Genomic DNA, 18,781 nt, shown 5'->3' on the forward strand with positions numbered 1-18,781 from the left:
GACCATGGGCTCGGGACACGGCCACAGCCACTCCCACGGCGTCACGGCGACCGGGCGGCACCGCCGGGCGCTCGCCGCGGTGCTGGCCATCTCCCTGGTCATCTTCGTGGTCGAGGTGGTCGGCGCGGTGGTCACCGGCAGCCTCGCGCTGCTGGCCGACGCGGGTCACGTGCTGGCCGACGCGGGTGGCGTCGCGCTGGCGCTGGGCGCGGCCGTGCTGGCCGCCCGGCCCCCGACCGAGCGGCGCACCTGGGGCTGGGCCCGCGCGGAGGTGCTCGCCGCCGCGATCAACGGCCTGGTCCTCGCGGGCATGGGCGTCTACGTGCTCATCGAGGGCGTACGCCGGCTGTTCGTGCCCGCCGAGGTGCACCCCGGCGGGATGGCCCTGTTCGCCGCGCTCGGCCTGGTCGGCAACGCCATCGGCATCGCGATCCTGTACCGGGTCCGCGACGCCAGCCTCAACATGCGCGGCGCGTTCCTGGAGGTCGCCACGGACACCGCGACGTCGGTCGGGGTCCTGGTCGCCGCCGCGGTCATCGCGTGGACCGGCTACACCCAGGCCGACGCGCTCGTGTCCATCCTCATCGGGCTGGTCATCGTGCCGCGGGCGCTGAAACTGCTGCGCGCGGCCGCCGACGTGCTGCTGCAGGCCGTGCCCGCGGGCATCGACGTGAACGAGATCCGCGCCCACATCACCGGCCTGGACCACGTGGTCGGCGTGCACGACCTGCACGTCTACACGGTCACCTCGGGCCTGCCGGTGCTGACCGCGCACGTCGTGGTCGAGGCCGGGTGCTTCCAGGACGGCCACGCGCCGCAGCTGCTCGACGCGCTCCAGCTGTGCATCAGCGGGCACTTCGACGTCGAGCACTCCACGTTCCAGCTCGAACCACCCGGCCATCTCGGCCACGAGCACGAGACCCACGCCTGAGCCGCGGTGCCGCGCCGCGTCAGGACAGGCGGACCATCATCTGGTCGACCGGCGCGTAGTCGTCGGTGAGCACGGCCGCGTCGCCGGTGAACGCGGCCAGCTCGGCGCCGGAGATCATCGGAACGGGCTCCTGCAGCATCGCCAGCCGGGCGGCGATCGCCTGCAGCGGCAGCGGCCGGGCCGACGCGACGACGAGGAAGTTGGCCCCCTCGCGGCCGTCGAGCGCGCCGCGCGGCGCGATCAGCGCCACGTGCGGGAAGACCGCCGCGACCGTGGCCATCTCGGCCCGGACGAAGCGGGTCGGTGGGCCGTCGATGACGTTCTGCACGAACACGCCGTCCGCGCCGGTCACCCGGCGGACCTGCGCCATCATCTCGCGAGTGGTGAGGTGCCACGGCACCGACAGGTCGCCGAACGCGTCGCCGACGACCAGGTCGGCGGATGCGTCGGGCAGGTCGCCGAGCAGCATCCGGGCGTCGCCGACCACGGCCAGCAGGTCGGGGCCGGGGCGCAGACCGAGCGTGCGCTCGGCCAGGTCGACCAGCCCGCCGTCGATCTCGAACACCGTGCTGTGGCTGCCGGGCCGGGTCGCGGCGAGGTAGCGGGGCACCGTGAAGCCGCCGCCGCCGAGGTGCACCGCGTCGATCGCGGCGCCGGTCGGCGCGGCGAGGTCGGCGACCACGCCGATCCATTGGGTGTACGCGTACTCCAGCCGGGTCGGATCGGTCAGGTCCACGTAGGAGTGCTCGGCGGAGTTGAGGTACAGCACCCGGCCGCCCGGCCGCACCGGGTCCGCGGTGACCTGTGCGCAGTGATACGCCGTCTCGACGTCACACGGGTCGGGCGCGAGCACCGACAGACCGGTGCCGACTGCCAGCAGCGCAGCCGCGGCCACCCGGGTGTGCGTGGTGGACGCCTTGCCCGCGCGATCACGGGTGCGGTGCAGGTATGCCCCCAGCGCGAGCCCGGCCAGCGCGAGCAGCACCGCTGCCCCGATCATGATCACGCTGGTGGGCAGCGCCGCCACCAGGACGAACCCCGTGACCAGGGTGGCCGTCACCGCACCGAGGGTGCCCACACTGGACAGCCGCCCGACCACCTGGCCCGTCTGCGCCAGGCTGCCGAGCTGGAGCTTGACCACCATGGGCGGCACCGCGGACAGCAGCATGATCGGCACGAACACGGTCACCGCGGTCAGCGCGAGCACCACGCCGACCGAGGTGCCGCGCAGCGCCTCGCCGAGCCAGCGGACCACCGGCAGGGTGCCCGCCACGGCCAGCGCCGACAGGCCGAGCAGCGGGGCCAGCACGCGCCGCGGGTCACGGCGGTCGGCGTGCCAGCCGCCCAGCCACGCGCCGTAGGCGATCGCGCCCAGCGACACGCCGATGACGGCGCTGGTCACCTGCAGGCTGAGCCCGAGATAGGGCGCGACCAGGCGCAGCGACACGGTCTCCAGCACCAGCACGACTCCGCTGGCGAAGAAGACCAGGACCATGGCGAGCCGGTCCGGCAGGCGGGTCGGGGTTGCGATGTCGGTCACCGTCGTGATGATACGGGCAGCTCGGAGACATCCGGTGACGCCGTCGGCGGGGAGGCGGCGGACGCTGGTTCCGGGACTCCCGAGCCTCCCGAAACCAGCACCGCGGGCTGTATCCTGCCCGGATGCCGGACGCCCTGACATACAAGATCGCCGATTCTGTGACCGAGGAGCGGGGCATCCATCGGCTCAACCACCGCACGTTTGCCGGGGAGATCCCGCAGCACGCAGCCAACCCGCAAGGCCTGCTGGTGGACCGGTTCCACGCGGAGAACACGTATGCCGTCTGCCTGGACGGCGACGAGGTGGTCGGGATGGTCTGCGGGCGCACCGCGCGGCCGTTCTCACTGGACGGCAAGCTGTCCGGACTGGACCGGCACCTGCCCGCCGGGCGCAAGCCGGTGGAGGTGCGGCTGCTGGCCGTCGACCCGCGCTACCGCCGGGGCACGATCCTGCCCCGGCTGCTCGCCATGATCGCCGAGCACTTCGCGGCCCGCGGCTGCGACCTGGCCGTGCTGTCGGGCACCACGCGCGCGCTGGAGATGTACCGGCGCATGGGCTGCGTCCCGTTCGGCCCGCTCACCGGGGAGCCGGGCGCACAGTTCCAGCCGATGTACCTGACCATCGAGGACGGCCGCCGGCAGACCTGGACCGGCCTGTCCGGCAACGGGCGGGTGGTGACCGAGCGGGCCGCGGCGGTCGGGCTGCCGGAGAATCTGCTGCCGGGGCCGGTGTCGGTCGCGCCCGAGGTCGCCGCCGCGTTCGGCCGCCCACCCGCCTACCACCGCTCGCCCGAGCACCAGGCGCTCGTGGACGCGCTGCACCGCCGCCTGGCCGCGTTCGTGCAGGCCCGCCACGCGCAACTGCTGCTCGGCTCGGGCACCGTCGCCAACGACGCCGTCGCCGCCCAGCTGCGGCTGCTCGACCGTCCCGGGGTCGTGCTGGCGTACGGCGAGTTCGGCGAGCGGCTGGCCGACCACGCCGCCCGGACCGGCCTCGACCATGCGGTGCTGGCCGGGCCGTGGGGAGCACCGCTGCCCTGGCCCGCGATCGAACGGGCCGTCGCCGGGCTGCCCACGGGCGGCTGGCTGTGGACGGTGCACTGCGAGACCTCCACCGGGCAGCTGGTCGACCTGCCCCGGCTGACCCGGCTGTGCGCGGCCGCCGGGGTGCGGCTGTGCGTCGACGCGATCAGCTCGGTCGGCACGGTGCCAGTGGACCTGTCGGGGGCGTACCTGGCCACCGGCACCAGCGGCAAGGCGCTCGGCGGTTACCCCGGGCTGTCGATGGTGTTCCTGCAGGAGCTGCCCCGGTCGTCGCCCGGCCTGATCCCCCGCTACCTGGACCTGGGCTGCTACGCCGAGGCCGGCGGGATCGCGTACACCCAGTCCTCGAACCTGGTCGCGGCCCTGGACAAGGCGCTTTCGATCACCGACTGGCCGGACCGGTACACCCGGCTGGCCCGGGCCGCGACGTGGCTGGACGCCCGGCTGCGCCGCCTCGGACTCGGCGTGGTCGCCTCGCGCGCGGAGGCCGCCCCCGGCATCGTCACGATCGCGCTGCCCGCCGCGCTCCCGGCCGCGGCGGTCGGGGCGGAGCTGGAGCAGGCGGGCTACCTGCTCGCGTACCAGAGCGGCTACCTGCGCGACCGCAACTGGCTGCAGATCAGCCTGATGGGCCGGTGGACCTGGCCGGCCCTGCGCGGCCTGGTGGCGGCGCTGACCGCCGCGACCGGCCGTGTCGCCTGACCAGGCATTCTCACCTGCCACCACGCGTTGCGGAACCTGCCGGGCGCAGGCATCGTCCACGACCGATGCCGAGAAGTCGGGCACACCCGGGAACCGCACGCCACCGACCGCCGACCAACGCTGACCGAGCCGCCTCGGCCGACGTCGCTCCGCTGCGACCTCGGCCCGGCTCGGCGTCGGTGCGGTGATGGGGAGGATTGTGGATATCTCGGTGATGGCGACGCGTCGTGCGCTGCACTGGCTGCTTGCCGTGGTCGCCGGGCTGGCGGCGGCGGTGCTGCCGGCGGGCGCGGCCTGGGCGCACGAGGTCGGTGGAGTCGGCGCGACCAACTTCACCACCACGCTGTCCGCGCTGTCGCCCGCCGTGCCCGGCGTCAACCTGGCCGTCGTCGAGAACGGCTCCCGCCTCGAACTGCGCAACACCACCGCCCGCGAGGTCGTGGTACGCGGCTACGGCGACGAGCCGTACGCCCGCATCGGCCCCGACGGCGTCTGGCTCAACGACAGCTCGCCCGCCACCTACCTCAACACCGACCGGTTCGCCAGCACGACCGTGCCCGCCGACGCCGACCCCGCCGCCCCGCCGCGCTGGCGCAAGATCTCCGACGAGACCGTGCACCGCTGGCACGACCACCGCATCCACTGGATGCTCAGCACCCTGCCCACCGCCGTCGCCGCCGCCCCGACGGCCGCGCACCGGGTATCGGACTGGCACGTCGACCTCGACTACGGCGGCACGGTCCTGTCCGCGACCGGCTCCCTCGACTGGGTCCCCGGCCCCTCCCCCACCCCCTGGTACCTGCTCGCCGCCGCCGCGGCACTGCTCGTCGTAGGCGCGGTGTTCACCCGCCGGGCGCACGCCCTGATCGCCGCCGCGCTGGGGGCGCTGATCGCCGCCGACGTGCTGCACGCTGCCGGCATCGCGCTGGTCACCGCGGGCAACGTGCCCGAACGCCTCAGCGCGTTCCTCGGCGACGGCATGACCGGCCTGCTCATCTGGCCGTTCGGCCTGGTAGCGGCGGTGCTGATCGCCAAGCGGGCGACCTTCCTCGGGTTCGTGGCGATGGGCGTCGGCGGGCTGCTGTCCTCGATGATGGCGCTCGACGACGCGCCGGTGTGGTGGCGCTCCTCGGCCCCGTCGGCGCTGCCCACCGACCTGAACCGCGCGGGCGTGGCCGTGGTCGTCGGCCTCGGCGCGGGCCTGCTGCTGGCCGGCCCGCTGCTGTGGCGGCGCTTCAAGCCCGCGTCCCATCGGACGACCGGCAGCCCGACCTCGACCGCAGAGGGCGACTTCGCCGACAGCGGCCCCCAGGTCGCTGCGCACCTCGGCGCGGCCACGCCCGGCTCGCCCGAAACTCGCGCGGCCGACGAAACCGCCGAAGGTGCGGCGGTCGGCGGCATGCCGGTGGACAGCACCTCCCGCGGCGACGGCAGCGCGGGCGAACACGACAGTGCGCCCCCGGTGGTGCTGGGTGCCCGCGCCGCCCGGGCAGCGGCGTCCCCCACGCCCGACGATGCGGCGCAGCCGGAGCAGGCCGGAGCAGGCACCGTGGGCCGCCGTGGCTTCGCCGGAACTCTGGCCGCGGGCGGGGTCGGGGCGATCCTCGGCGCGGCGGGCGGCATCGCCGCGGGGACACCCGGCGAACCGGCGGCGCCGACCGGCGGCCCTCCAGCCGAGCCCCTGTCGGGTGTCGGCGCGACCCGGATCGCGTTCCACGGCGAGCGTCAGGCGGGCATCACCACCCCGGCCCGCCCGCAGGCCCGGTTGCGGATCGTCGCATTCGATCTGGCCGACGGCGTCGACCGGGCCGGGCTGCAGAGTCTGCTGCGCCGCTGGACCCAGGCCGCCGCGCAGCTCAGCCAGGGCCTGCCATTGGGCGACAGTGGCGACGACGTGGTCACCGGATCGGGTCCGTCGTCACTGACGGTCACCGTCGGGTTCGGGCCGAGCCTGTTCGGCAAGGCGGGCCTGCCCGCCTCCGACCGGCCCGCCGAACTCACCCCGCTGCCCGCATTCCCCGGCGAGCAGCTGGACCCGGCGCGCAGCGACGGCGACCTGTGCCTGCTGGTGAACGCCGACGACGCGCTCGTCGCATTCCGCGCCGCCCGCGCGCTGACCCGCCTCGCCGCCCCGCAGGCCCGGGTGCGCTGGCAGCTCGACGGGTTCAACAACAGCCCCGGCGTCACGCCCACGGCCGCCACCGGCCGCAACCTGATGGGGCAGCTCGACGGCACCAACAACCCGCAGCCCACCGACGAGGACTTCACCGCGAAGGTGTACGTCACCGACCCGGCCGCCCCGGCCTGGCTGCGCGGCGGGTCCGTGCTGGTCGTGCGGCGCATCCGGATGCTGCTCGACGACTGGGACGCCCACCCGCGCGAGGCGCAGGAGCGGGTCATCGGGCGGCGCAAGGACTCCGGCGCGCCGCTGAGCGGCGGTGAGGAGCGCACCCCGGCGAACTTCGGCACGACGGCCGGCGACGGCACGCTGGCCATCCCCGCCGACGCGCACATCCGCCTGGCCACACCCGCGTTCAACAACGGCGCGGCGATGCTGCGGCGCGGCTACTCGTACAGCGAAGGCGACGCGGCCGGGCTGATCTTCCTGGCCTGGCAGGCCGATCCGCGGCGCGGTTTCGTCCCCGTCCAGCAGCGCCTGGCCGCCGCCGACGCACTCAATCGCTTCACCAGGCACGAGACCAGTGCCCTGTTCGCGATGCCACACGGCGTCACCCCCGGCGGCCACCTCGGCCAGGACCTTTTCGGAGAGGACCCGGCATGACGCCCCCGCCCCGCCCGACGACTTCGCCGCTGCTGCGGACGCTCTCCCAACTGCTGGCGCTGACCGGTGCGCTCGCGTCGACGTTCGCCGTGTCCGGGTGTGCGCTGTGGGGCCTGGAGGGCGGGCCCGATGCCGAGGGCGCGGCCACGCCGCCCGCCGCCGCCACCGCAGCGCCCGCGGTGCAGGCTGTTCAGGGTTCCGACGGCGTGCAGCGCATCGAGATCACGGTGGACGACGAGCTGCGGCTGACCCCGCAGGTGGTGGCGGCGCGGCCGGGCAGGATCGAGCTGACGTTCCGCAACGTCGGCCTGACTCCGCACGACATCGCGCTGCGCATCCCGGCTGCCACGGGCACCGGCAACATCAACGGCTCGGCCACCGACACCCTCACCGTCGAGATCACCCAACCCGGCACCTACCCCATGCCCTGCCTCTACCACGGCACCTCCGGCATGCGCGGCACCCTCCAGATCCGCTGATCCCTTGAATCTTGACGACTTGTGGTAACCAGGACGACCACAAGTCGCCAAGATCCCGAAGCCATCAGCCGGCCGTCATGAGCCTGCGGAGGCCAGGTCGGGCCGTGGCAGGCCGCGGGTGGCCTCGGCTGGTTCAGGTGGGTCGGCTGGGCGGTTCGAGTCGGCCGGTCCCCGTCGTGGGGTGGCCCGATCCTGTTTGACCGAGGTCGTCGCGCCGAGGACCAGGCCGCCTGCCACGATCAGCACGCCGAGCACCTGGCTGAGGTCCGGCAGTGCACGGTCCTGTAGGGACGCGGCGACGAGCGTGGCGGCGGGGACCACCCCGGTGAACATGCCCGCCCGTTCGACGCCGAGCTTGCCCAGCCCGGTGAACCAGGCCAGGAACGCGACCACGGTCATCATCACGGCCAGGTAGAGCAGCGTGAGCAGCTCGGTCGCATCCGGCGGCCGCAGTCGGCCCGCCTCCCCGGTGACCAGGGCCGCGACAGCCAGCATCGGCACCGCCAGGGCACAGCTCCACGCCGACACCCGCACCGCGCCGAGCCGGGGCAGCACCTCCGCGGCGAGCAGCGAGAACATCACCTCGCAGACGAGCGTGCCCAGGGCGGCGAGGGTACCGACGCTGTCCGCCGCGCCGGTGCCGTGGACCAGGGCGGTGCCGCCGACGACGATCAGCGCGGCAGTGACCAGGCGGGCGGCGGGGCGCTCGCGGCGCAGCAACGGACCGGTGAGGGCGAGGCCGAGCGGCGCGGCCCCGACGACGGTGCCGACCACAGCCGGGTCGGCGTGTCCCAGGGCGGTCAGCAGCAGCGTGTTGAACAGCGCCAGGCCGAACAGCGCGACCCCGGCCAGCACCATCAGGTCGCGGCGGCCGGGTCGCCCGGCACCGACCCGCAGTCGCGGGAACAGCCGCAGCAGCGCGGCCAGCAGGGCGGCGGCCAGCGCGTAGCGCATGGTCTGCCCGGTGAGCATCGGGTAGTCGAGCAGCAGCCGGCTCAGGCTGAACGAGCCGCCAAGGATGATCATGCCGAAGGTGCACAGAGCCGCTCCGGCGAGGCTGTCACGGTTCACGCCCTGACGTTATGGTCGACAGTGGTATCCCAGACAGGGCCACTCGACGCTTGGAATCGAGGACCACTTGGCGGTACGCGAAGCGCTGGTCGACCTGGACCGGGCTCGCCCCGGTGTCGGCGAGCGGCTGACGGGGGCGCTGCGTGAGGCCATCTCCGGGCGGCGCATCCCGCCGGGCACCCGGCTGCCGTCCAGCCGGGACCTCGCCGCCGACCTCGGCGTGTCCCGCGGCCTGGTGGTGAGCGCATACGAGCAGCTGGTGGCCGAGGGGCGGCTGGTGAGCCGGCGCGGCTCCGGCACCGTCGTCGCACCCTTGTCCGACGCGGCCCCCGACCATGGGCACCCGTCACCCGCGCCCGCGCCGGCCGGTGTCGCTCCCCTGCGCCCCGGCGTTCCTGACCTGGGCATGTTCCCGCGGGCGGCGTGGCGGCGGGCGTACGAGCGTGCCCTGGCCTCGGCGCTGGACACCGATCTGGACTACACCGACCCGGCCGGCGTGCCCCGGCTGCGCGCCGAGTTGGCGGGCTACCTGGGCCGGGTCCGTGCGGCCCGGTTGGGCGCGGACGCGGTCGTGGTCACCACGGGCGCGGCCCAGGCGCTGAGCCTGCTGGGCCGGGTGCTGGCTGCACGCGGCATGGTCGAGGTCGGCGTCGAGGATCCGGGCAGCGCGGGCATCCGCGACCACCTGCTCGCGCACGGGCTGCGCCTGCGGCCGGTGCCCGTGGACGACCGCGGGCTGGTGGTGTCGGCGCTGGGCGGCGTGCGAGCGGTGTTCGTGACGCCCGCGCACCAGTTCCCGGTCGGCGCGGTGCTGGCGCCGGACCGCCGCGCCGAGCTGATCGCCTGGGCCCGGCGCACCGGCGGTCTGGTCATCGAGGACGACTATGACGCCGAGTTCCGTTACGACCGCGAGCCGGTCGGCTGCCTGCAGGGGCTCGCCCCGGACGTGGTCGCGCTGGTCGGCTCGGCCAGCAAGGCGCTCGCGCCGGGCCTGCGGCGCGGCTGGCTGGTCCCGCCGCCTGCCTGGCTGGCCGCGGTGCGCCAGGCCAAGTGCGACGCCGACATGGGCGGCTCGGCCCTGGAGCAGCTCGCCTTCGCCGAACTCCTCGCGAGCGGCGGCTACGACCGGCACCTGCGGCGGGCCCGCCGGGCCCAGCGCACCCGCCGCGATGCGCTGGTCGAGGCGCTGCGACGGTATCTGCCGCAGGTCCGCGTCTCCGGTATCGCCGCGGGTTTGCACCTGGTGGCCGAGCTGCCGGCCGGGGTCGACGACCGGGCGCTGGCCGCCCGGGCCCGCGCCGCCGGGCTGGGCCCGCTGGCGCTGTCCGACCTGCGCCTGGGCGCGACCGGTCCGCCCGGCCTGGTGCTGGGTTACGCCGCGCGGTCCCCCGACGAGCTGGCGGCGGCGGTGGCGGCACTGGCCCGACTTCTGTAACGACCCCAAATGCGAGGGCACTTAACACATCGGCGCACATGATCACCTGGTGGTCCGTGATCGTCTCATCCCGCGGCGGTGGCAATCTGATCGTGTGTCACGCCCCTCCGGTCCCGCCGAGCACTGGCAGTCCGTCTACGACCGCACCGCCCCGCACCAGGCCAGCTGGTACCAGGCCGAGTCCGCCATGTCCATGCGGCTCGTCGAGTCAGCCGGCCCCGGCCGCTCCGTCATCGACGTCGGAGCCGGCGCCTCCACCCTCGTCGACGCGCTGCTCGACCGCGGTTACACCGACGTGACCGTGCTGGACATCGCCCCCGCGGCGCTCGAGGTCGCGCGCCGGCGGGTCGGCGCACGCGCCGGCGCCGCGCACTGGATGAGCCGCGATCTGCTCACGTGGGCGCCGCTGCGGCACTACGACGTGTGGCACGACCGCGCGGTGTTCCACTTCCTCACCGACCCGGCCGACCGCGACCGCTACCGCCGCGTGCTCGACGCCGCCGTCGCGCCCGGCGGCCAGATCGTCATCGGCGTGTTCTCCGAGGCCGGCCCGGAGACGTGCTCGGGCCTGCCGGTGGCTCGTTTCCACCAGGAGAGCCTGGCCGTGCAGTTCCCCGGCTTCCAGGTGGTGCAGGTCGAGCGCGAGCACCACTACACCCCGGGCGGCGAGTTGCAGCCGTTCCTGTGGCTGCGGCTGGCGCGTACGCCCGGCACCGGCCCGTCGGAGTGGCGGCCCGAGCCGGCGCCGCGACCCGGACGTCTGTACTGATCCGTCGTGATCCGCGGTCGCCCCGCGGATCACGACGGCCCCCCAGGTCGCGGCCGGGGACCGTCGTGCTTGGACTATGCGAGCTAGGCTCGCCGCCATGTCTGAGCTACGCCGCGCCATCGCCGTCGTCGCCCTGCTCGCCGCCACCGCGGCCGGCTGCGATGCGGACCCCGCGAGCCCACCCGAGTCCACACCTTCGGCGGCCGCGTCCCCCGAGGTCGTGGAGACCCCCGCGCCCGGCGACCATCGACTGACCATTGCCTGGAACGGCAGCAATCGCTCGTTCGTCGTGCACGCGCCGCCCTCCTACGACGGCACCACCCCGCTCCCGCTGGTCGTCACCATGCACTACTTCCCCGGGGACGCCGACGGGATCGCCGCCACGAGCGGCATGAACGCCAAGGCCGACCGCGAGGGATTCCTGGTGCTCTACCCGGAGGGCTTCGCGGGCGGGCTGAACGCGCTGTCGTGCTGCGGCTCCGAGGACGACGTCGGCCTGATCAAGAGCCTGGTCGCCCGGATGGTGGAGCGCTGGCACGCGGACCCGAAGGCGATCTTCGCCACCGGCATCTCCAACGGCGGAGACATGTCCTACCGGCTCGCCGTCGAGATGCCCGGCGTCTTCGCCGCGATCGCCCCCGTCAGCGGCGGGTTCAGTGGCGGCAAGGCGACCCAGGCGGACTTCCGTCCCAGCACGCCGGTATCGGTGATCACCTTTGTCGGCGGCATGGACCGCTACGTCACGGCCTTCGAGTCCGGGCTGACCGCCTGGCAGGAGCGCCTGTCGTGCAAGGCGGCCCCGGCCGCGGGCCCGAAGCTGCCCGCCGGCGGCACCCGCAGCGTGGCGGCCTGTGCCGACGGCAGCGAGCTGGTCGTCTACCGGCTGCCGCAGATGGGGCACAGCTGGCCGGGGGCGCAGCAGGGCGCCCTCGCCGATCCGGACGCCGGGGTGAACGCCACCGACCTGATCTGGGAGTTCTTCCGCAAGCACCGGGGCTGACCCGCCGCTGCCCGGTCCCGCTGCCAGGGGGACCGGGCCCGCCTGTGCACACCGGCATCATCCGTATCAGCAGTCCCGGCGCACGGGCGGGCGTAGTAGCGTAATTCTGGAGAAATCGAACGTAACCGTGGTCGGTCGGCGGCGGGAGGTGCGGTGGACGTCTCCGGTGAGCAGGAGCCGGGCAGGCGCTGGATGGGTGTCGGACGCAGTCACGCGGCCGACTCTCACCCCGCGGCGATGGAGGCCGCACGCGGGGCCTTGCGCGGTCCGGACCCCAAGCTGCTGATCGCCTTCGCGGCGATCACCCATAACCCGCAGGCCGTGCTGGCGGGGCTGGCCGAGGCCGCGCCCGGCGTGCCCGTGGTCGGCTGCACCACCCACGGCGAGATCGGGCCCGGCGGCCCGGCCGACGGCACCATCACGGTGGCCGCCATCGGCGGCGCGGGCTTCCAGGTGCAGACCTGCGTGGCCACCGACGTCACCGGACGGCAGGGCGACGCGGGCTTCGAGGTGGCGGGCTGCGTCCGCGACGTCGACCTGCCGCACAAGGTGCTGATGCTGCTCACCGACGGTCTGGTCCGTGACCAGGAGAGCATCGTGCGCGGCTGCTACCGGGCACTGGGCGCGGGCGTGCCGCTGTTCGGCGGCGCGGCGGCCGACGGCTGGCGGATGAGCGGCGCCTACCTGTTCAAGGACGGCCAGGTGCTGACCGACGCGGTGATCGGCGTCGCCCTCGCCTCCGAGGCGCCCCTGGCGGTGGCGGTCAAGCACGGCTGGCGCACGGTCGGGCAGCCGATGATCGTCACGCGCAGCCTCGACGGCCGGGTGTACACCCTCGACGACCGCCCCGCGCTCGACGTCTACCTGGAACGGCTCGACGCGCCACCGGAGGCGTACACCGATCCGGCCGCGTTCACCGAGTTCGCGCTGCCCCGGCCGCTGGGCGTGCAGCGCCGCAGCGGCGTCGAGGCCCGCAACCTGTCCACCGAGGTCGACCTGGTCGGCAGATCGATCGGCGGCGGCGGCGCCATCGACCCGGGCGGGCTGACCTGGGTGATGACCGGTGACGAGGAGTCCATCCTCGAAGCCACCGACGACGCGTGCCGCGATGCACTGGCCCGCCTGGAGGGACACGCGCCCCTGGGCATGCTCACCTTCAGCTGCGCCGCGATCCGCGCGGTCCTCGGCGACGACGGCATCCAGCGCGAGGGGGCACGGCTGGACCGCTGGGCCGGCCCGCTGCCGTACGCCGGCTTCTACACGTACGGGGAGATAGCCCGCAACCACGGCATCGACGGCTTCCACAACCAGACGCTCGCCGTGCTGGCGCTGAGCTGAGATGCCCGGCTCGGCCGAGTCGCTGCACATCCAGCAGCTCGTCGAGCTGATGGCTGTGGTGTCGTCGTCGACCGACGAGGCCTCCGCCGTGCAGCACGCGGTCGAACGATCGGCCCAGGCGCTGGAGGCCGAGGTCGCGGCCGTGGTCTTCGACGGCAAGGTGGCCGCGTCCATCGGTTTCCCGCTCGGCGCGGTGCCGAACGAGGACATCGTGGCGGTGAGCCTGCACCAGCGCGACACGCTGGACGTGCCGGGGATCGGGCGCTGCCCGGTGGCCACCGCGGCGTGGGCGGGCAGCAAACCGGGGCACCTGGTGCTGGCCCGGTGGGGTGAGCCCTTCGCCATCGAGGAGCAGAACCTGATCCGCGGTATGGCCCGGCTGCTGGAGCTGACCCTGACCATGCTGCGGACGCTGGCCGCCGAGCAGTCCATCCGCGAGTCACTGCAGGAGCGCCAGCGCCTGCTGGAGCAGCTGTTCACCATCCAGCGCGCGATCTCCCGCCGGGAGGACCTGCAGCAGATCCTCGACACCATCACGCTGGCCGCCCGCGACCTGCTCGGCGACGAAATCAGCCTGCTGTGGCTGCGGGACGAGGACGACACCGGGCGGGCACGGCTGCTGTCGGCCGCCGACGCGTCGGGCATCCTGCCCGGCAGCGCGCTCACCGCGGACCTGACCGACGCCGCGACCGCGAACCAGGCCATGACCGTCGGCGATGTGGTGGTGCGCCAGGGCGGCATCGCGGCGAGCGAGGTGATCAGCCGGTTCGGCAACGGCTCCGTGTGCGCGTCGATGGGCGCCCCGGTGCACGACAGCGGTGTGGTGACCGGCGCGCTCGTCGTCGCGTCGTGCGACGACGGCCGGGTGTACGGGCCGTCGGACGTGCAGACGCTGCGGGTGTTCGCGCAGAACGTCAGCCTCGCGCTCACCGACGCCAACACCGTGCTGCGGATGCAGCAGGCCCACCACGACGCGCTGACCGGGCTGGCCAGCCGCCGGCTGTTCATGGAACAGCTCACCCAGCGGTTGGCGATCGCCGACGCCGAAGGAACCACGGTCGCCGTGCTGTTCCTGGATCTCGACCGGTTCAAGGACATCAACGACACGCTCGGCCACGCCGCCGGCGACCAGCTGCTCACGGTGACCGCCGACCGGATCGCCGCCCAGCTGCGCGGGGGCGACCTGGCCTCGCGGTTCGGCGGCGACGAGTTCGCGGTGATGCTGCACCAGGTCGACGGGCCGAGCGACGCCGCCGCGGTGGCCGGGCGGATCGGCACCGCGCTGGGCAAGCCGATGTACGTGGCACACCAGCGCCTGCGGGTCGGAGCGAGCATCGGGATCGCGCTGAGCACGCCCCGCCACACCGATCCGGTGGAGCTGGTCGGCCACGCGGACCTGGCCATGTATCAGGCCAAGCGCGCCGACGCGGGCGGTTACGCCCTCTACGACCCCGCCTCGGCGGATCCGAACGCCCGCCCGGGAACCGTCCGGGCCTGAGCCGCCCGCTCCGGCCGACCCGTCTCCCGCTCCGTCGCCGGGTCGGCATGTCGCCTGTCGGCCATCCGGCGACCATGACGCCACCGTGATACGCGTCCCGATGATGGGAGGCGGCCGTCCGCCGTGGACCGCCACAAGAGAGGAGCAAGCGGTGAAGGCAGCACCCACCATGCGTGTGATCGTCGCGGCCGCCGTCCTCGGCGCCGTGCTCACCCCGGCGGCGCCGGCGGCGGCCCTCCCCGACCCGCTGGTCACGCTGGAGCAGCAGATCAGCCCCACGGACACCGCCGCCAAGTCCGTCGTCGTGTCGTGCCCCGACGACAGCTGGGTGTTCGCCGTCGGCGGCTGGATCAACGGCACCACCGGCGGGGTGCTGCTGACCCGCCTGGAACCGGCCGAGGACCTCCGCTCGGCCACCGTGTCCGCCCGGCCGCGCAGCGACAGCGCGGTGGCGTTCTCCGTCGTCGCCCAGGTGATCTGCGCCCGGACCCTGGTGGCCCCGACCCGCGTGGCCAACACCACGATGCAGGGCAGCTCGATCGAAGCCGCGTGCCCGGAGCCGGCCGTCCTGCTGGGCTTCGGATTCGCGATGGACCGCAGGGTCGACAACTGGCGGCTCGACGAGATGGCGCCCGACGGCTACCTGTCGCAGGTCAGCGTGCACACCTCGGGCAGTGGCGGCGGCGGTGCACTGACCGCGTACGCCATCTGCCACACCGTGGTGGAGCCACCGGGGGCGTTGATCAACCTGTACCGGGCGATCGGCATTCCCGTCACCGGCCAGACCTGGCCGAAGCTCGCCACCCTCATGCCGATGACGCTGGGCTGGACGTTCGGCATCGGCGCGACCGTCAGCGGCCCCGGCAGCCACCTCGACGGCTTCCAGCTGCGGCCGCTCGGCGAAGGGCAGGCGCGGGCCGACCGCACCGGCGCGCTGCCGGGCCTGCCGGGCCTGCCGGTACCGGCGGCCCGCCCGGCGAGTCTGCTGGGTCCCGCCGACGATCCGTCGCTGACGACCTACGGGGCACGCATCGGCACGTTCCACTGACCGGGGCTCAACGGGGGGCTGCGGCCCGCTGGACGGGGACCAGCAGGTCCCGGTCCGGCGGGCGCACCCCGATCGACCGCATCGCCTCGGCGTAGCGGTCGAAGGCGCGCCGGGCCTCGCCGTGCTGCCCGCCCGCGACGAGCGTACGCACCAGCGACCGGTACGCCCGCTCGTCGTAGGGATCACGCTCCAGCAGGCGCAACAGGTAACCGACGGCCGCGCCCGGCTGGCCCGCTGCCCGGCTGGTGTGTGCCAGCATCCGCAGCATCGCCAGGTACGCCGCCCGCGCCTCCTCGCGCAGCGGACCCGCCCACTCCGCATACGGCTCGTCCTCGAACGCGTCGGCCCGGTACAGCTGGTCGGCGGCCAGCAGGATCAGCCGCGCCTGCGCCAAGGCCTCCTGCTCCACGAGGCGACGGCCCCGCGCCACCTGGTCGAGGAAGTCCTCCACGTCCACTCCCGTGGTGGCCGTGTTCAGCGCAATGCTGCCCTGGTCGGCGACCAGGTGATGGTCGGCGGGACGCACCCGGGCCGGGTCGAGCACCCCGCGCACGATGTTGAGCAGCACGGACAGCCGGTGTCCCGTGCGCTGCGCATCGCCGTCGGGCCACAGCAGCTCGCTCAGCTCACTGCGCGGCACCGGCCGGCCCCGCCGCCCGACCAGGATGCGCAGCAGGTCCCGAGCCTTGCGCGACTGCCACGACGACGCCGGGACCACCTGCCCGGCCAGTTCCACCTCGAACCGGCCCAGCGCCCGCACCACGACCGGGGAGCCGTCCACGGCCGCGGCCGATCCGCCGCCGATCCGGTCGGCCAGCGCGTCGGCGGCCGCCAGCCGCCGCTCGCCGAGCAGCCCACCGGCCCGCTCGTCCGGACCCGCGCCGGGCATCCGGCTCATCAGCACCGCGATCCGGGCCGCCTCCACCTCGGCCCCGGCTTCGGCCCAGATCGCCTGGGCCTCACGCAGGGCCGCGGCGGCGCGCGCCCGGTCGTCCTCGGCGGCCGCGCGCAGCTCCAGCGCATCGGCCAGCCCGGCTCGGTCGCCCTGCGTGCGGGCCACCCGGGCGCCCTCGGTGGACAGGTCCGCGGCCCGGCGCGCCTCGCCCTGGCTGAGCACGATCCAGCCCTGCGCCAGCAGCGCCGAACCGGAGATCTCCGGCCCGGCCTGGTCCACCGCGGCGTCGGCGTGCCCGGCCGCCGCCTTCACGTCGTCACCGAGCAGCACCAGGGCCAGCCCCGCCAGCGCCGGCACCAGCACGTGCGCGTTGCCGGTGCCCGAGGCGACCTCCACCACCTGCTCGTACGCGGCACGCGCCTGCTCACGCCAGCCGCGCCGCCGGAACAGTTCGGCCAGGCCCAGCACCGCCCCGGCGAAACGGCGCGAGCCGAAGCGCTGATAGTGGCCGATCGCCGCCCGGTAACGGCGCACCGCCTCGTCGTAGCGGCCCAGCATGGCCAGCGCGTCGGCCTCGTTGCCGGTGGCGATCGCCTGCAGGCTCGGCGATCCGGCCGCCCGCGCGTACGCCGCGCACAGCCGCGCCGACTCCAGGGCCGCCGGATAGCGCGCCGCCTGCAGGTGCTGGAAGGTGCGGTTGGTGTGGATACGCGTCAGCAGCAGCACGTCGCCGGTACGGTGCGCGATCGGCAGCGCCAGCGCGAAATGCTCCTCGCTGCCCGCGACGTCACCCGAGACGGCCAGCGACAGCGCCACGCTCAGGTACGCGGTGGCCAGCGCGGCGTCGTCACCGGACGGCAGGGCGCGACCCACCGCGGTGCGAGCCGCCGCCACCGCGCTGTCGGTGTCCCCGGCGAGCAGGTGCGCGTGCGCGCGCCAGGCCGCCAGCAGCGCCGTGTCCGCGGTGTCGCCGGCGGTGTCGCCACGGGCGAACACCTCCAGCGCGCCGCGGGCGTCGCCACGCTGGTAGGCGACCCGACCGGCGCGCCAGGCCAGCCCCGCGGCCAGATCCGGGCCGCTCGCCCCAAGCTCTTCGTAGGCTCGCGCCGCTGCCTCGAGCTCGCCCGCGGTGCGCAGCGCGTCGGCCCGCAGCAGCGCCAGCCGGTCGTCGCGTTCCGCCTCCGGCAGCACCGCCACCAGCGCCGTCACGAGGTCGGCGCGCCCCGCGGCGATGATCCGGTCGCCGTGCTCGCGCAGCACCCGGGCGGCCCCGGCATGGTCGCCGGAGCGCAGGTGCTCCCGCGCCGCCGCACCGGGCGGACCGTGCCGGTCGTACCACGCCGCCGCGATGCGGGCCCGGGCCCGCTCGGCCTCTTCCGGGTTCACCGTGCCGTCCCGATCCGACACCGCCGCCCCTGCCGGATCGGCTTCGCGCGGCTCCCCGGTCCCGTCCCGGACCCGCTCTGCCGGCACGTCTCCCGCGCCGCCCGCCACCCGCGCCACCACTGGCACGACGTGGTCGTCGTCCGGCAGGCCGGGCACCGCCGGACCCCGGACCAGCAGGCCGGTCCGGCGCAACAGGTCCATCAGCCCTTCGGCGTCCGCATGGCCCAGCGCCGCGCACAGGCCGGCGGTCACCGGCGTCCGGTCGCCGACGTCGGCCAGCAGCCGCCGGGCCACCTCAGGCAGCCTGCCCAGCACCTCCGTGCGCACGTACCCCGCCAGCCCACCCACGGCCAGCGTGGTGGCCGACTCCCCCACTGCCGAGCCACCCAGCCGCACCGCCTCCACCGCGAAATGGACCAGCGCGGGCCAGCCGCGGGTCGCCGTGTGCAGCGCCGCGGCGAGGTCGGGATCGGCCGTGCCGCCCTCCTCCGCCAGCAGCGCGGCGATCTCGTCCACGGTGCAGGCGAGGTCGGCGGGGCCGAGTTCGGTCCAGCGACCCGGGCGGCCGGCGTGCCGCCACGGCAGCGGCGTGCGCGAGGCCAGGGCCACCTCGGCGTCCTCGGGCAGCTCCTCGATCGCGATCAGCAGGTCACGCACCCCCGGCGCGGACAGCGCGGGCAGGTCGTCCAGCACGAGGCACCGCACCTCGTCCGCAGCCGCCCGGCGGACGAATCCGCACGGATCGGCGCCCCCCTGCCACCAGCGCGCCCGCGCCGGCGGGCACAGACTGCGCAGCAGGGTCGTCTTGCCGTAACCGGCCGCCGCGACCACGATCCGGCGACTCGGCCCGCTGACCATCGTCAA

At 74.7% G+C, this 18,781-nt stretch carries 13 protein-coding genes; 10 read left to right on the top strand and 3 right to left on the bottom strand.

Translation table 11 applies throughout. The features are described 5' to 3' along the window. Positions 1 to 4 precede the first annotated feature (4 nt). Positions 5 to 931 (top strand): cation diffusion facilitator family transporter, encoded by a 927-nt coding sequence (locus F9C41_RS03975; protein WP_155385182.1) that lies wholly within the window; start codon positions 5 to 7, stop codon positions 929 to 931. A gap of 19 nt (positions 932 to 950) precedes the next feature. Here F9C41_RS03975 and F9C41_RS03980 read toward each other — a convergent pair whose 3' ends face one another. Continuing rightward, positions 951 to 2,426, bottom strand: a complete 1,476-nt coding sequence (locus tag F9C41_RS03980) for a fused MFS/spermidine synthase (RefSeq protein ID WP_196279620.1) — start codon at positions 2,424 to 2,426, stop codon at positions 951 to 953. A 167-nt stretch (positions 2,427 to 2,593) separates the two neighbouring features. Here F9C41_RS03980 and F9C41_RS03985 point away from each other — a divergent pair, with 167 nt between their 5' ends. The 3 genes from F9C41_RS03985 to F9C41_RS03995 all read left to right on the top strand — a co-directional run bounded on the left by F9C41_RS03985 (position 2,594) and on the right by F9C41_RS03995 (position 7,477). Then, positions 2,594 to 4,216 carry a GNAT family N-acetyltransferase gene (locus F9C41_RS03985; RefSeq protein ID WP_155385183.1) on the top strand — a complete coding sequence of 541 codons (1,623 nt, stop codon included), beginning with the start codon at positions 2,594 to 2,596 and terminating at the stop codon, positions 4,214 to 4,216. 214 nt (positions 4,217 to 4,430) lie between these two features. Next, complete coding sequence (locus F9C41_RS41070) at positions 4,431 to 6,998, top strand: Dyp-type peroxidase (RefSeq protein WP_230689274.1); 2,568 nt, start codon at positions 4,431 to 4,433, stop codon at positions 6,996 to 6,998. Continuing rightward, positions 6,995 to 7,477, top strand: a complete 483-nt coding sequence (locus F9C41_RS03995) for a cupredoxin domain-containing protein (RefSeq protein WP_155385184.1) — start codon at positions 6,995 to 6,997, stop codon at positions 7,475 to 7,477. The genes F9C41_RS41070 and F9C41_RS03995 overlap by 4 nt, the downstream gene beginning before the upstream one ends. Before the next feature lie 75 nt (positions 7,478 to 7,552). Here F9C41_RS03995 and F9C41_RS04000 read toward each other — a convergent pair whose 3' ends face one another. Next, positions 7,553 to 8,548: a DMT family transporter gene (locus F9C41_RS04000; protein WP_155385185.1), complete on the bottom strand. Its 996-nt coding sequence runs from the start codon at positions 8,546 to 8,548 to the stop codon at positions 7,553 to 7,555. Positions 8,549 to 8,615: 67 nt separating this feature from the next. On the opposite strand from F9C41_RS04000, the gene pdxR reads away from it, so the two are divergent. The 6 genes from pdxR to F9C41_RS04030 all read left to right on the top strand — a co-directional run bounded on the left by pdxR (position 8,616) and on the right by F9C41_RS04030 (position 15,636). Next, entirely contained in the window at positions 8,616 to 9,983 is a 1,368-nt protein-coding gene (gene pdxR / locus F9C41_RS04005; RefSeq protein ID WP_155385186.1) for a MocR-like pyridoxine biosynthesis transcription factor PdxR, read from the top strand. A gap of 94 nt (positions 9,984 to 10,077) precedes the next feature. Further along, positions 10,078 to 10,752, top strand: a complete 675-nt coding sequence (locus tag F9C41_RS04010) for a class I SAM-dependent methyltransferase (RefSeq protein ID WP_230689275.1) — start codon at positions 10,078 to 10,080, stop codon at positions 10,750 to 10,752. A gap of 97 nt (positions 10,753 to 10,849) precedes the next feature. Further along, positions 10,850 to 11,752, top strand: coding sequence for an extracellular catalytic domain type 1 short-chain-length polyhydroxyalkanoate depolymerase (locus tag F9C41_RS04015; RefSeq protein ID WP_155385187.1), 903 nt, complete (start codon positions 10,850 to 10,852; stop codon positions 11,750 to 11,752). Positions 11,753 to 11,905: 153 nt separating this feature from the next. After that, entirely contained in the window at positions 11,906 to 13,090 is a 1,185-nt protein-coding gene (locus tag F9C41_RS04020; protein WP_155385188.1) for an FIST signal transduction protein, read from the top strand. Between the two features lies 1 nt (position 13,091). Continuing rightward, positions 13,092 to 14,588 (top strand): sensor domain-containing diguanylate cyclase, encoded by a 1,497-nt coding sequence (locus tag F9C41_RS04025; protein ID WP_155385189.1) that lies wholly within the window; start codon positions 13,092 to 13,094, stop codon positions 14,586 to 14,588. 151 nt (positions 14,589 to 14,739) lie between these two features. Then, the gene (locus F9C41_RS04030) at positions 14,740 to 15,636 is read left to right on the top strand and encodes a hypothetical protein (protein ID WP_155385190.1); all 897 of its coding nucleotides are present in this window, start codon (positions 14,740 to 14,742) and stop codon (positions 15,634 to 15,636) included. Positions 15,637 to 15,643: 7 nt separating this feature from the next. On the opposite strand, the gene F9C41_RS04035 is transcribed toward F9C41_RS04030, so the two are convergent. After that, on the bottom strand, positions 15,644 to 18,775 hold the full coding sequence (locus F9C41_RS04035) for a BTAD domain-containing putative transcriptional regulator (RefSeq protein ID WP_155385191.1): 3,132 nt from the start codon (positions 18,773 to 18,775) through the stop codon (positions 15,644 to 15,646). Positions 18,776 to 18,781: the final 6 nt, after the last annotated feature.

Source organism: Catellatospora paridis (genome assembly GCF_009720365.1).
GTDB classification, from domain to species: domain Bacteria; phylum Actinomycetota; class Actinomycetes; order Mycobacteriales; family Micromonosporaceae; genus Catellatospora; species Catellatospora paridis.